Below are 14,674 nucleotides of genomic sequence, written 5' to 3'. Positions count from 1 at the left end.
TAAATTTTTTAAGTCAAAAGTCGATATAAATTAAAGCCTCACACAAAGGAGCAAATATGCAAGTGAATACTTTTTCAAATATCGCTAGCATGGCACAAACACAAGTTAGCAATAAGAAGGCAGATGATGCTAAGGAAAACACAAAAGACAAAAATGTTCAAAGTGCTAATTCTAGCAAGGATGTAGATAAAAATACCCTTGAAAAATTAAATGCACTTGGTGGAAAGGGCATTACACAAATTTACCTAGTTCAATTTCAACAGCAAACAATGAATGCTGTAATAGGTTCGAGCAATGCCCAAACTGGACTAGATAGTCTTTTAAATGGTGCCAATTTAGATACTGCGAAATCTATACTTACAAATATTGATTTTGCATCCTTAGGCTACAGTGGCAAAAATCCACTTGATATGAATACAGATGAACTTCAACAACTTGTAAGTGAAAATGGTTTTTTTGGAGTGGAAAATACAGCCAATCGCATCGCGGATTTTGTTATTAAAGGCGGTGGCGACGATGTTGAAAAATTGAAAAAAGGTCTTGAAGGTATGAAAAAAGGATTTGAGCAAGCAGAAAAAATGTGGGGCGGAGAACTTCCTCAAATCAGTCAAAATACAATAGATGCGGCACTTAAAAAAGTTAGCGATCGCATTGATGAACTAGGCGGAAAAACTCTAGATCTTCAAGCTTAACTAAAAATGCTTAGAAATTTCTAAGCATTTTTAGTTGTTATTAATATCAAAAGTAAAAAATTCACTCTTAAAATTATTAGGTAAAGTTTTATACTGAGATATCGCAGCTTCATAGTTCTTTACTTCTTGATACAACATACCAAGAGCTGCTTTACTCTCTTTGTTATTTTTATCTGTAAGTTTAGAAAGCTGCAAAAGCGCTATAGCTGAATTTGGATTATTTGCACCTACGGCTGCTACGGCTGCTAAAAATAAAGTTTTAGTATCTTTAGCTCCATAATCATCAATCAAAGAATTATAAAGCGCATAAGCCTCCTCGTATTGCTGTGCAAAAATATCCAAATAAGCTAAAGTTTGTAAAATACCCTCATCTTTTGCTCCTGAAACATTAATCAACTCTTTAAATTTCTGTCTTTCTAAATTTAAAAGCCCTGCAATATGCATTAAATTAACATAAAATTCCCTAGCTATATTTGGCCCACCAAAAACACTACGATAATCAAGTTTTAAATTTTTAAAATGAATTTGAGCATTTTGAGCATATTCTTTAATATTTAAATTTGAATTTAAAGAATTAAAATACAAAATATTTGTCAAAATATCTTCAGGCAACTCTGAACGCAATTTAGCAATTTTCACATCTACTTGATTATTAAGGTTATTATTTTTAGCAACAATAGCTTCAAAAATCAAACTCAAAGGCGTGTCTTTTTTTGTTTCATCTAAATAAGGAAGCATAGAAATATAATTATTATTAACTAAAAACAACATACTTTTTTGCATATTAGCTTTAAAATTAGAATCAGCAGCTATATTATCAAGAATTTCATTGTAAAGTTTAGTTGTATCAATATCAATTAATTTTGCACAAAACATAGCAAAAGCACCTGCTAAGTAATTTTTAGGATTAAGATGATATGAACTTGAAAAATGCTTATAAGCAAGTTCATAATTTTGCATTTGGGCATAGGTTAAAGCCAAATTATAATGTAAAATACTATGTTCTGGATAATCCTTGATAAGTTTTTGAAATTCTTGGTTAGCAAGGCGTAACTTCTGATTTAATGCATAGTTAATAATATTGGCAATTTTTACATTGGTAGATGAAAGAGCTTTGCTTGCATTAAGATAAATTCCCGCATCAGTACTATCATCTACGAAATCTGTAACATTAGCTTTTTTAATATACAAAGCAGCCTGCTTACTATCAAACACTTGATAAGGTGCAAAATAAAAAAGTAAATCGAATTGATCTTTTTGTTTTTTCAACAAATCTTTTGAAAAAGAATTTTGAGCAACTGCTATATTAAAAAGATCCTTATTTAAACGAACTTGAATTTTATAAGTATCTAAAATCTTATATCTATCTTTATCATTATCATAAGAATTTTGCAAGCGTGCTAACATATCTTGATAATTTCCTGTTTTAATATCAACCAATGTCAAAGCCGCCAAACTCTGATTAAAATCTCTTTCAATTTTCATCGCTGTACTTAAAGCGACTTTAGCTTTAGCATATTCTCCTATTCTAGCATATAAAAGACCTAAAGATAAACTAGATTCAAAATTGCCTTGAGAATTTAATTGCTGTATAGCCTTGGAATCAAAGTCCATTTTTGCATAAATTTTAGCAGACAAATACTTTGCAACATCAGAATACGGCTCCACATCTGTTCTTTGCAACATTTGTAAGGCCTCAGGGTAATATCCTTTGTAATAATTAATCAAGCTTAAATAATAATCATATAATTTTGATTTTCCTTCTTTTGGAAGATACACTTGAGCTAAATCAATATAATATCTAAATTTTTCCTTATCATTAAGCTTTAAAGCACAAACAGCAGCATTGATAGCAGCTACACTTTGATTTTCTCCATTGGCTATAGCTTTCTTGAAGCTTTCAAAAGCTTCTTGGAATTTATTCTCATTCATTTGAGAAACGCCTAAATTATAATTAGATAAAGATTCATTATATACGGCAACTTGCTCATAAACTTTTAAAGCCTGTTCAACCTCACCCTTTAAATATAAAGCATTTGCTTTTTGGATCATACCATCAATTCTTTGCATATCATTGTATTTATATGATTCATCAGGCATAACAACAGGTTGTTCTAAAGGCTTAGAAGCTATAATATCTGGTTTAATTTTTCCTTCACTAAAAGTTAAATAAAAAAGTGTAAAAACTAAAATACAAATAATCCCCAAAGATAAACCCACAAGAGACATAAACTTACGATCTTTATACCAAGGCGTAGGCTCTTGACTTTCAACTTCTTCAAAAGTTGATACATCTTCAGGCGCACTTTCTCTTGTAAATTTAAAACCACTTTCACTATTTTCTTGAGGTAATTCTTCTGGCAATGATGCAAATTCTTCATCTTCTGGAGCTTGCCCCTCTTGCCCTTTAAATCCCTCTAAACTCTCATCAAGTCTTGGTTGATTTAAGCCATCTTCGGGTTTTTCTAGTATTATATCTTCTTGTTCAGCCATCTATACTCTTTAAAAATATTTTTTCAAAACATCAGGAATATGAATTTTTCCTTCTTTGTCTTGATAATTTTCCATAATCGCTACCAAGGTTCTTCCTACTGCCAAAGATGAGCCATTAAGAGTGTGGACGAGTTCATTTTTTCCTTGTTCGTTTTTATAGCGAATTTTAGCGCGTCTTGCTTGAAAATCACGACAATTTGAAACCGAGCTGATCTCACGATATTTATTTTGTCCTGGAAGCCACACTTCAAGATCTACAGTTTTTGCCGCACTAAAACCCAAATCTCCAGTGCAAAGCATCAAATGTCTATGCGCTAAACCTAAAGAACTGAGTAAATCACTTGCACACTCAAGCATTTCATTAAACACGCTATCACTTTGCTCAGGTTTAGTGATACTTACAAGCTCTACTTTTTCAAACTGGTGTTGTCTTATAATACCTCTTGTATCACGCCCTGCACTGCCTGCTTCTTTTCTAAAACAAGCGCTATAACAAGTCATTTTTATAGGTAAAGTTTCACTAGCTAAAATTTCTCCGCTGTAAAGATTGGTTACTGGAATTTCAGAAGTTGAGATTAAATACAAATCCTCATCATCTACCTTATACATATCTTCTTTAAATTTTGGCAACTGACCTGTCCCAAACATAGTAGCACCATTTACCAAAAAAGGTACATTAACAAATTCAAATCCACGACTTCTATTAAAATCTATCATATAATTTACCAAAGCACGGCTTAATAAAGCTCCTTCGTTCTTAAGCACACAAAAACGGCTTTGTGAAATTTTCACCCCACGCACAAAATCAAGCCAATTTAAACTCTCTCCTAATTCAAAATGCTCTTTTGGAGTAAAATCAAAGCTAGGTGGATTTAAAACTTTTTTAAGCTCCACATTTTCATCTTCGTCTTCACCCACAGGCACAGACTCATCAGGGATATTTGGGATGGCATGAGCGATTTCTTCAAGCTCATTTTCTAAAGCATTTACTTTAGCGCTTTGCTCATTAATTTTGCTTTTATTTTCGCTTAATTTTGCTTTTAAATTTTCTTTATCTTCGGCTGTAGCAAGCTCTTTGCTGAATTTATTTTGAAAAGCTTGAAATTCTTCTAAAGCTGTTTTTTCTTTTTTTAAACTTGCAAACAGTTCAGCAAGTTTTTTTAAAATATTTTCATCAACTTTTTTATTTTTTAACTTTTTAGCCACTTCATCAAAATTATTTTGCAAATTTTTTAAATCTAGCATTTTCTACTCCTTAAAGTCCGATTTTTTCATAAATTTTTTGCATTTTTTCTTGGGCGATTTTTCTTGCTTTGGTTGCACCAAAATCTAAAATTTCTTTTAAATGTGAAGGCTTTTCTAAAAGCTCATTGTATTTTTCTCTCGCTTCTTTAAAATAAACATTTACAAGCTCGTTTAAATACATTTTAAAATGTCCATAACCCTCGCCACCTTTTTCATAGCGTATTTGCAATTCTTTTTGCTCTGCTTCATCTAAAAAAAGCTTTGCGATTTTAAAAACATTGCAGTTTTCATGATCTTTTGGATCTTCTAAAGCGGTACTATCTGTAACTATGGAAGAAATTTGTTTTTTTAAGGTTTTTTCACTGCTAAAAATATCTATAGTATTTTGATAAGATTTACTCATTTTTGCCCCATCAGTGCCTACAACTACAGCTACTTCTTCATTAACTCTCGCTTCTGGAAGGGTAAAAATTTCACCCCATTCATTATTAACTTTTAAGGCAATATCGCGTGCGATTTCAACATGCTGGATTTGATCTTTTCCTACAGGGACAATTTGTGTATCAAAAAGCAAAATATCTGCCGCCATTAAAACAGGATAAGAAAAAAGTCCGTGTGAAGCACTAAGCCCCTTAGCAACTTTATCCTTATAACTATGCGCACGCTCTAATAAACCCATAGGAGTAAATTGCGATAAAATCCAATAAAGCTCCATAACTTCCTTAACATCACTTTGCAACCAAAAAACGCTCTTTTGTGGATCTATACCAAGGCTTAAAAAAGCCGCAGCAGCTTTTAAGGAATTTTGTTGAATTTTTTCTCCATCTTGAGAAGAAGTCATGGCATGATAATTAGCAATAAACATAAACATTTGGCTTTTTTCTTGCGCATCTACCATTTGTTTAATCGCACCAAAATAATTACCTATATGCAAATCGCCACTTGGCTGAAGGCCTGTTAATACTCTCATTTTATCACCTTTTTAATCTCGCTTAAAAGCTCATCTATATTTTTATTTTCTATATTTAAAACAAAATTTGCCTTTTGTTCATACTTGCTTAAACGCTCATTATATAATTTTTTTGCTTTAATTTCATCATAAAATAAAGGTCTTTTAGAAATTTCATTTTCATCTAAACGCTTTTTTAAATATTCAAAATCTGCTTTTAAATAAATACAAAAACCTGCTTTTTCTAAATTTGAAACATTAACAAAGCCCCCACCTGTAGCAATACAAGTTTTCTCACAAGAACTAAAAAAATCAGCCATTTTTTGCTCTTGTTCTCTAAAAAAATTCTCCCCTTTTTGCACAAAAATTTCACTGACTTTTTGATTAAATTTTTGTTCTATTAAAAAATCACTATCTAAAAAAACAAGATCTAAATCCTTAGCTAAAGCTCTTGCTAAAGTGCTTTTTCCAGAACCCATAAATCCTATAAAAACGATATTTTTAACTTTCATCATTTTCTTTACTGCCCTTTTTACGCGAAGCAATCACTAAAGGCACACCTTCGAAATTAAATTCTTTTCTGATTTGATTTTGCAAATAACGCTTGTAGCTAAAATGCAAGGCCTTAGGACGATTCATAATAAGTGCAATTTTTGGCGGTGCTAAGTCATATTGTACTGCATAATAAATTTTAACCAATTTCCCATAATCATGCGGCAAAGGATGTGCTCTTGTGGCATTTTCTATCAAGGTATTAAGCTTAGAAGTTTGGATTTTTTGAGTAAAATTTTCAAAAATTTGCAAAATTTTATCGAGTAAAACATGCACCCTTTTTCCACTTAAAGCTGATACACTAATCACGGGTGCGTAAGCTAGAAATTTAAAACGATCAAGACGCAATTCTTTTACAGTCTTATCAAAATCCATCTCACTTTTATCCCATTTATTTAAAACAATAATCACACCCAAATAATGCTTAGCCACAAGCCCAGCAATGCGTTCATCAAGCTCGTTAAAGCCCTCATGCGCATCTAAAACCAAAAGTGCTATTTGAGAATGAGATAAAATTTTTTCCGTGCGATTTAGTGCAAAGCGTTCTAGTCCTTGAATTTTACCCCTTTTTCTAATACCTGCAGTATCAACAAATTCTATCACTTTATCTTTATGAACTACACTTTCATTAACAGGATCTATAGTAGTTCCTGCGATAGAACTTACAACACTGCGTTCTTGCTTAACCAAAGCATTTAAAAGACTTGATTTTCCAACATTTACACGCCCTACAATACCCACTCTGATATGATTTTGATCAACTTCTTTAAATTGAAATTCTTTTCCTTCTTCATAATGCTCTAAAAAATCTTCTAAATTTTCTTCTTCATCGGGGATTAAAAACTCTTCATGTAAAAATTTTCCAAGCCATTCATAAAGTTCATCTAAGCCTACATTATGAGTTACTGAAAGATTAAAGATTTCCTTTACGCCAAAATTTGCAAACTCCCAAGCCCTTTCTTCATCTTTTTTATTATCTACTTTATTAATCACTAAGGCTATAGGTTTTCCAAGTTTTTTTAAAGAATAAAAAAACTGTCTATCCTCATCATCAGGCGCTAATTTCCCATCAACTAGATAAAGTATGATATCGCTTTCTTTAGCTACTTTTAAAGTGTTTTTTTTCACATTTTTAAAAAGTTCATCACTTTCATCAAGCCCCCCGCTATCAATAAGCATGGCTTTTTTTGAATGAATATGAATTTCTGTTTTATTTGTATCCCTAGTTGTGCCTGAAATATCACTTGTAATAGCTATTCTTTGTCTTGCCATTCTATTAAAAAGACTTGATTTTCCCACATTTGGCTTGCCTATAAGTATGATGCTTTGCATTTTTTTCCTAGAAAATTATATTTTTAAAATTATATAAAATTTGGCTTAATATTAAGCAAAAAAAGACTAGAATTAACCCAGATTTTAGTCAAGGAAAAAAATGCTAAAAATAATCAAGCATAATTTAGGAATTTATTTCATGATTTTAGCATGTTTGGATTTTGCACTTATGGGAGCTTGTGCAAAAATTCTTAGCAAGGAAATGAGTTCTATAGAAATTATGTTTTTTAGAAATATCATAGGAATTTTTTTTATAGTCTATCTTTTAAAACGATCTAAGGCACATAAAGAAGGGGGACATTTTTGGCTCTTGGTATTTCGTGGAGTAGTAGGCACGCTTTCACTATATATGTTTTTCTATAATGTTTCAAATATTACACTAGGTGGAGCTTTTGCTTTTCAAAAAACTGCTCCTATTTTTATTACTTTAATAGCTTTTGTTGTTTTTAAAGAAAATATTGGCATCAAAGGCTGGATAGGAATTTTAATAGCATTTGGCGGAGTGCTTTTAATCGCTCAGCCTTGGGCTCATAATTTAAATCATTCAGGCTTTGATTTAAAAAATTCAGTTATAGGTATCACGAGTGGATTTTTAGCCGCTTTAGCTCTTACAAGTGTAAGAGAACTTAGAAAATCTTACACTACAGAACAAATTGCCTTTTCTTTTATCCTTTTAGGAACCTTAATGCCTTTAATTTCTATGATCAGTGCTGAATTTTTTGAACCACAGCATCTTGATTCTTTACATTTAGATTTCATTCTAGCACCTTTTGTGATGCCAAGTCTTACAGCTTGGCTTATCATTGCCATTATGGGAACTTTAGGTACCATTTATCAAATTCATGTCACCAAAGCTTATGGTATCGCTAAACAAGCAGGAGTGGTTGCTGGGGTTAGTTATCTTGATGTAGTATTTAGTATGATAGTTGGGATAATTTTAGGAGATAATTTACCAAGTACTATGGTTTTTTTAGGTATAATAGGCATTATTTTTGGTGGATTAATTTTAGTTAAGAACAAAGGAAAAAAATGAAAAAAATGATACTCATTGCTGGTCCTTGTGTCATAGAAAGCAAAGATTTGATTTTTAAAGTTGCTGAACAGTTAAAAAATTTTAATGAAAATCCAAATATAGAATTTTATTTCAAATCAAGTTTTGATAAGGCCAATCGCACAAGTATTAATTCTTTTCGAGGTCCTGGCCTTGAAGAAGGATTAAAAATTTTACAAAGCGTAAAAGATGAATTTGGTATGAAAATCTTAACCGATATACACGAAAGCAATCAAGCAAACCCTGTAAGTGAAGTAGCTAATGTCTTGCAAATTCCTGCTTTTTTATGCCGTCAAACCGATTTACTTGTAGCCGCAGCAAAAACTAAGGCAAAAGTTAATATCAAAAAAGGACAATTTTTAAACCCAAGCGATATCAAATACAGCGTTAAAAAAATTCTACAAACCCGTGGCATAGAAGATGAAGGCTATGAAGCTGCTCAAAAAAATGGTGTTTTTGTAGCTGAAAGAGGAGCTAGCTTTGGCTATGGAAATCTAGTAGTAGATATGCGTTCTTTAGTTATCATGCGTGAATTTGCTCCAGTTATTTTTGATGCTACCCATAGTGTACAAATGCCAGGGGCTGCAGGTGGAAGTAGCGGAGGAAAAAGCGAATTTGTAGAACCTTTAGCAAGAGCGGCAGCAGCCGTAGGCATAGATGGCTTTTTCTTTGAAACACATATTAATCCTTGCGAGGCTTTATGCGATGGACCTAATATGCTTGATCTTACACGCCTTAAAAATTGCGTTAATACATTACTAGAAATACAAAATATCATAAAGGAAAACAAATGAATATTATTGAAGGAAAATTAAATTTAGACTCAAATACAAAAATTGCTATCATTAATGCAAGATTTAACCATATCATCACAGATCGCCTTGTAGAAGGAGCAAAAGATGCTTTTTTAAGACACGGAGGCAAAGAGGAAAATCTAAGCCTTATACTTGTTCCTGGTGCTTTTGAGCTTCCGTATGCGTTAAAAAAAGCTATAGAAAGCAAAAAATTTGATGCAATTTGTTGCGTAGGTGCAGTAATTCGTGGCTCAACTCCGCATTTTGACTATGTTTCAGCAGAAACTACCAAAGGCATAGCCAATGTGAGTTTAAATCATAATATCCCTGTAAGCTTTGGTGTTTTAACTACAGATACAATAGAACAAGCCATAGAAAGAGCTGGAAGCAAGGCAGGTAATAAAGGCTTTGAAGCTATGGCAACTGTAATTGAGATGTTAAATTTAAGCAAGGAGCTTTAATGGCAACGCGTCATCAAGTTCGCCAAAGCGTCATCTCCTTACTTTATGCTTTTGAATTAAATTCTCAAAACAACGTTTTTGTAGATGAAATTTTAGATGAAAAAAAAATACGCAATGAACAAAAAAATTTTACTTTAAATTTATATCATGGAATTTTAGATAATTTAAACAATATTGATGAAACCTTAAATTCATTTCTAAATGATAATCAAATTACAGCTTTAGGACATGTAGAAAGAGCTATACTAAGACTTGGAGCTTATGAGTTACTTTTTACCGATACTCCTAGTGCCATTGTTATCAATGAAGCTATAGAACTTGCCAAAGAACTTGCTAATGACAATTCTCCAAAATTTATAAATGGAGTTTTAGATGCCTTAATAAAGGCTAAAAAATGAAGCTTTGTGTCGCACTTGATCTTTCTACAAAAGAAGAATGCTTACAACTTGCTAAAGAATTAAAAAATTTAGACATATGGTTAAAAGTAGGTTTAAGAGCATATTTAAGAGATGGTTTTAAATTCATAGAAGAACTTAAAAAAGTTGATGATTTTAAAATATTTCTTGATCTTAAAATTCATGATATTCCCAACACTATGGCAGATGCTTGCGAAGAAATATCAAAACTTGGTGTTGATATGATCAATATCCACGCAAGTGCTGGAAAAATAGCCATGCAAGAAGTTATGACACGGCTTAGCAAATTTTCAAAAAGACCATTAGTTTTAGCAGTTTCTGCTCTTACGAGTTTTGATGAAGAAAATTTCTTTAGTATTTATAGACAAAAAATCGAAGAAGCTGTAATTAATTTTTCAAAAATATCCTATGAAAATAGACTTGATGGTATGGTATGCTCTGTTTTTGAAAGTAAAATCATCAAAGAACACACCCAAAGAAATTTCTTAACTCTCACTCCAGGAATTCGTCCATTTGGAGAGAAAAATGATGATCAAAAACGCGTCGCTAATTTAACAATGGCTAGAGAAAATTTAAGCGATTTTATAGTAGTTGGACGCCCTATTTATAAAGATAATAACCCTAGAAAAATTTGTGAAAAAATTCTACAAGAAATTTAATAATCATTATCCTTGTTATATTTTAATAATAAAAATTTTTAATAAGGAAAAATTATGATTATAACTCCTGAGAATTTATATAAAAAAAGAAGAGATTTTTTAAAACTTGGAGCAGGTGCTTTAATAAGTTCAAGCGTGCTTACTTCTAAACTATCTGCTTTAAATTTCACAAACGATACTAATCCAAACAAACTTGAAATCAGCGATGAAGAACTGGCTACAAATTATGTTAATTTTTATGAATTTTCAACAGACAAAAAAAAGGCTGTATCATTAGCACAAAATTTCAACACTCAAAATTGGAAAATCGATATCAGTGGAGAAATAGAAAAACCTTTAACTCTAAGCATGGAAGATATTTTAAAATTCCCTCTAGAAGAAAGAATTTATCGTTTTCGCTGTGTTGAAACTTGGTCTATGGTGGTACCTTGGGTAGGCTTTGAATTGCGTCGTTTGATTGAAATGGCAAAGCCTACAAGCAAAGCAAAATTTGTTAAATTTACCACTCTTTTAGATAAGAGTCAATTTCCCGATCAAGACGCTTTATTTCCAACTATAGACTATCCTTATGTAGAAGGACTTCGCATGGATGAAGCTATGCATCCTCTTACCTTGCTTGCAGTAGGAATGTATAAAAAAGCCTTAAAGCCTCAAAATGGCGCTCCAATACGCCTTGTTGTTCCTTGGAAATATGGCTTTAAAAGTATTAAATCCATAGTTAAAATAGAATTTACCAAAGAACAGCCTAAATCCACTTGGGAAAGTTACGCTCCAAACGAATATGGTTTTTATGCCAATGTCAATCCTAATGTCTCTCATCCTAGATGGTCTCAAGCTAACGAGAGGACTTTAGGAGATTTCTTTACCAAGCCTACTTTAATGTTTAATGGCTATGAAAAAGAAGTAGCAAGTTTATATAAAAACATGGACTTGAAAGTGAATTTTTAATGCAGACAAAATACTTTAAATTTCTTGCTTATTTTAGCTTTATCATAAGTTTAATCTATGGCTTTTATCATATCATAAAAGCCTTTGATTTTGTAAAAGAAGCCTATATTTACACCGGAATATTTGCTTTGATCTTTTTAAATTTAAGTCTTTTATTTTCTTTGCTTAAATTTAAAAAAACAAAAAATTATCCTAAAATTTTAGGTATTTTTGCAACTTTTTGGGCGATTTTACACTTTTTAAATTATTTTATTTTTGATAGAAATGCTCAAATTTTAAGGCTTTTTGATGATATTTCACATCGTTTATTAGAAGTAAGTGGATTTATCGCATTTTTAATCATATTTTTAATGCTTTTAAGTTCTTTTAAAATCTTTAAAAAACTTAGTAAAATTAGAAAACTAGGATATTTAAGCTTAGTTTTGGCAAGTTATCATTATTTTTTAACTCCAAAAGTTCCTATGTTTTGGGAATGGAGTACTTTAATTGTAGCTTTGTTTTATTTTATAGTTCGCTATACAAAAACATTAAAAAAGTTAAAATCCAACAATCTTACTTTTATCAAAACTTGAATTTAATTCTTTTTGTATGCTTTCTATAAAATCTTGCATTTTAAAAACCCCATCTTGTGATACAGCTACTTTCAAAGCTGTATTCTTCACCACCATTAAAATTTGTGCTCCACTTAATTCATAATTTGATAAAATATTTATATCAAAATCTTTTTCAAATAATGCTTTTTTAGGTAGAAATTTTTCCCAAATTTTAAGCCTATCTTTAAAATCAGGTTTTTTAAATTCTATCTTATAATCAAATCTTCTTGAAAATGCACTATCTAAGCTTTCTAAAAAATTTGTCGTAGCGATAATCACACCGCTAAAACGCTCAATTTGCTCTAAGAATATATTTTGCATTTGATTATGCATTTTATCGCTACCACTACTTCCATCTACACGCGTACTTAAAAACTGATCGGCTTCATTGAGAAGTAAAATAGGACTTTGTTTGCAAGTTTGCACGATATTTTTATAGGTATCAAAAATTTTTCTTACATTTTGCTCACTCTCTCCAACCCATTTGCTCAAAATTTTAGAACAGTCAAAACTAAGAACAGATTTTTTCATTGATTTAGCCATAGCTAAAGCTGACATAGTTTTTCCAGTACCAGCAGGACCATAAAAAATAATTTTAGCTTCTATATTTTTATTACTCTTTATACCCCAAGAATGAAGTCTTTCTAGGACTTTTTTATCTTGTTGTTTTAAAATATTTTCTAAAAGCTCTTTTGTATTTTCAGGCATAATAATATCATTGATATCAGTGCTTGGTTCTATAAGCTCAAAAATATCCTGATCTTTTAAAACACTTTCAATTTTGATTTTTTTACTTTGTTTTGGTTCAAAATTTATAATTCTTTGTAAAATTTCATCAATAATAAAAAAACTTTTAGAAATATCTCCAAAAGCATTTAAATATTCATCATACTCGATTAAGTTTAAAAGAGGAGCATTTTCTTGTAATAGTTTTTTATTTTTATGCCTTTCTAAATCATTTTCACTGATTAAAGAAAGTAAAGAATTCATTTCTCTAGAAATCGAACTTTCATTACTTAAGGCGTATTCTTCTTTTAAAAGTGCTAGAAAAATAATTTGTTCTTTATGTTCAAGATTGTATTCTTTAAAAATATCAGCCAATACATTATAAAATTTACTTTTTTTTAGTCTTTCTTTGATATGTTTTTCATAAAGTTTAATTTGATTTTTTATTTCACTATTATAAGCACTTTTTTGTATAAAACTTAATCTTTCGTATAATTGAATACGCACAAATTCATCTTTTAAATATTCTAAATAATCTGCATAAGCCTCTTGTTTCTCAAAGTTTAAACGAGGTTTTGCTTCTAAAAATTCTAAAAAATATTCACTTAGACTAAGCTCGCTTTGCAATAAGGCAAGAGTTAATGTTTGAGTTTTATTATTTTCTAAACTTTTAAAAAAACTCGAATTTTGATTTACAAAACCTCTTTCGATAAGTTTTTTTAAATCCTCCAAAGCATCAAGATAAAGATACTTATCATTTCCAAAAACTGTCGATAATAAAGTAAAGGCATTGATAGAAGAAATAGAAACGACATAATTTCTACAGAGCTCTCTAAGAATCAAAGCCTCATTTTTAGCACACTTAAGCTCTTTATAAATTTGGGTATCTTCTATATTTTTCAAACTTAAAAAATTTTTTAATTTTTCCATTATTTTTTAAATTCCTTAAGCTCATCTTCGTTAAATTCTACGCAAATATTTTCATCTAAAAAATGACCTTCAAAAGGTAGATAACAAATTTTTAGTTTTCCATTATTAAGCAAAAAATTATTATTAAATTGTAAATTTTGCAGATCTTCAAAACACTCATCACATGTATTTTTAAGCTTCTCATGTAAAAGATTTTGAAATTTTTTATTTTCAGTATTATACAAATCATTTAGTTTTACAAATGCGTGAGCATTAATATCATAAACAAAATTATTTAACTCTAAAATAGCACGACTCATACCATCTTCATAAAAATAATACCATTCTTCAAAACTAATTTTTCCATCTTGTAAAAAAATAGGTTTTTGGCGAATTTGTTCAAAACTAAATACACCCTTATGAACAGGATGAAATTCTTTAAAATCATCATTAAAACCTATAAAATCAAGACTACGCTTTATACGAATGCCATCTTGCGTTTCAACAAGTTCTAAAGTAGTTGTTCCTAAATTTTCTCCTTGAAAATTTTTATTATCATATGTAAGCATTTTAGAAGAATTGATTTTATATTTTTTACGCTCATCCTGCCAAAAATCATTTGTCTTAACGAGCGGAATCTCTAAATTTCCATTTATATCATCAATAATTAAAAAACTAGAACTTGTTTGATTTTTATCCCTGTCAAAAAGTGGAGTCATAGGTGCATTATCATAAACTATGGCAAAAATTTCTTTATCCTGCAAATGATAAAAATACAATTCACCTTTATAAACTTGTGCTAAAGCTAGATTGACAAAGCAAAATACCAGTAAAAAAAATTTCAAACTCTATCC

The 14,674-nt window shown here is 30.5% G+C and carries 14 protein-coding genes and 1 pseudogene; 8 read left to right on the top strand and 7 right to left on the bottom strand.

What is annotated here, in order from left to right:
* Positions 1–56: 56 nt before the first annotated feature.
* Entirely contained in the window at positions 57–692 is a 636-nt protein-coding gene (locus AJN58_RS01455) for a hypothetical protein (protein WP_070276415.1), read from the top strand.
* Positions 693–722: 30 nt separating this feature from the next.
* Here the strand turns inward: AJN58_RS01455 and pflB are convergent, their stop codons facing one another.
* The 5 genes from pflB to der are packed head-to-tail and all read right to left on the bottom strand — an operon-like array spanning position 723 to position 7,263.
* Positions 723–3,185 carry a motility protein PflB gene (pflB, locus tag AJN58_RS01450; RefSeq protein ID WP_070278293.1) on the bottom strand — a complete coding sequence of 821 codons (2,463 nt, stop codon included), beginning with the start codon at positions 3,183–3,185 and terminating at the stop codon, positions 723–725.
* A gap of 9 nt (positions 3,186–3,194) precedes the next feature.
* Entirely contained in the window at positions 3,195–4,430 is a 1,236-nt protein-coding gene (serS, locus tag AJN58_RS01445) for a serine--tRNA ligase (RefSeq protein WP_070233640.1), read from the bottom strand.
* A 10-nt stretch (positions 4,431–4,440) separates the two neighbouring features.
* Positions 4,441–5,400: a tryptophan--tRNA ligase gene (gene trpS / locus AJN58_RS01440; RefSeq protein WP_070233641.1), complete on the bottom strand. Its 960-nt coding sequence runs from the start codon at positions 5,398–5,400 to the stop codon at positions 4,441–4,443.
* Positions 5,397–5,894 carry a shikimate kinase gene (locus AJN58_RS01435; protein WP_002861145.1) on the bottom strand — a complete coding sequence of 166 codons (498 nt, stop codon included), beginning with the start codon at positions 5,892–5,894 and terminating at the stop codon, positions 5,397–5,399. Before AJN58_RS01435 ends, trpS begins: the two co-directional genes overlap by 4 nt.
* Positions 5,881–7,263, bottom strand: coding sequence for a ribosome biogenesis GTPase Der (gene der, locus AJN58_RS01430; protein WP_002861144.1), 1,383 nt, complete (start codon positions 7,261–7,263; stop codon positions 5,881–5,883). Before der ends, AJN58_RS01435 begins: the two co-directional genes overlap by 14 nt.
* 100 nt (positions 7,264–7,363) lie before the next feature.
* On the opposite strand from der, the gene AJN58_RS01425 reads away from it, so the two are divergent.
* From AJN58_RS01425 to AJN58_RS01395, 7 genes and pseudogenes are all read left to right on the top strand, one after another.
* Positions 7,364–8,296: a DMT family transporter gene (locus AJN58_RS01425; protein ID WP_002861143.1), complete on the top strand. Its 933-nt coding sequence runs from the start codon at positions 7,364–7,366 to the stop codon at positions 8,294–8,296.
* Positions 8,293–9,108, top strand: coding sequence for a 3-deoxy-8-phosphooctulonate synthase (gene kdsA, locus AJN58_RS01420; RefSeq protein WP_053872456.1), 816 nt, complete (start codon positions 8,293–8,295; stop codon positions 9,106–9,108). Before AJN58_RS01425 ends, kdsA begins: the two co-directional genes overlap by 4 nt.
* Complete coding sequence (gene ribE / locus AJN58_RS01415; RefSeq protein WP_002870785.1) at positions 9,105–9,569, top strand: 6,7-dimethyl-8-ribityllumazine synthase; 465 nt, start codon at positions 9,105–9,107, stop codon at positions 9,567–9,569. The genes kdsA and ribE overlap by 4 nt, the downstream gene beginning before the upstream one ends.
* Positions 9,569–9,967, top strand: a complete 399-nt coding sequence (gene nusB / locus AJN58_RS01410; protein ID WP_002854405.1) for a transcription antitermination factor NusB — start codon at positions 9,569–9,571, stop codon at positions 9,965–9,967. The genes ribE and nusB overlap by 1 nt, the downstream gene beginning before the upstream one ends.
* Positions 9,964–10,641: pseudogene (pyrF, locus tag AJN58_RS01405) on the top strand (orotidine-5'-phosphate decarboxylase); the annotation flags it as partial. The gene nusB and the pseudogene pyrF, both read left to right, overlap by 4 nt.
* 57 nt (positions 10,642–10,698) lie before the next feature.
* Positions 10,699–11,592: a protein-methionine-sulfoxide reductase catalytic subunit MsrP gene (gene msrP / locus AJN58_RS01400; protein WP_044778516.1), complete on the top strand. Its 894-nt coding sequence runs from the start codon at positions 10,699–10,701 to the stop codon at positions 11,590–11,592.
* Positions 11,592–12,164, top strand: coding sequence for a ferric reductase-like transmembrane domain-containing protein (locus tag AJN58_RS01395; RefSeq protein WP_044778515.1), 573 nt, complete (start codon positions 11,592–11,594; stop codon positions 12,162–12,164). The genes msrP and AJN58_RS01395 overlap by 1 nt, the downstream gene beginning before the upstream one ends.
* On the opposite strand, the gene AJN58_RS01390 is transcribed toward AJN58_RS01395, so the two are convergent.
* Positions 12,129–13,841 carry an AAA family ATPase gene (locus tag AJN58_RS01390; protein ID WP_044778513.1) on the bottom strand — a complete coding sequence of 571 codons (1,713 nt, stop codon included), beginning with the start codon at positions 13,839–13,841 and terminating at the stop codon, positions 12,129–12,131. The two genes, AJN58_RS01395 and AJN58_RS01390, sit on opposite strands and share 36 nt — an antisense overlap.
* A complete protein-coding gene (locus AJN58_RS01385; RefSeq protein WP_044778512.1) occupies positions 13,841–14,665 on the bottom strand; it encodes a hypothetical protein in 825 nt (274 codons plus the stop codon). Before AJN58_RS01385 ends, AJN58_RS01390 begins: the two co-directional genes overlap by 1 nt.
* Between the last annotated feature and the right edge of the window lie 9 nt (positions 14,666–14,674).

The sequence above is a fragment of the Campylobacter sp. BCW_4321 genome (genome assembly GCF_001763075.1).
Classification (GTDB): Bacteria; Campylobacterota; Campylobacteria; order Campylobacterales; family Campylobacteraceae; genus Campylobacter_D; species Campylobacter_D jejuni.
Note: the sequence above shows the minus strand (reverse complement) of the source record. Positions and strands in the feature narration are given on the sequence as shown.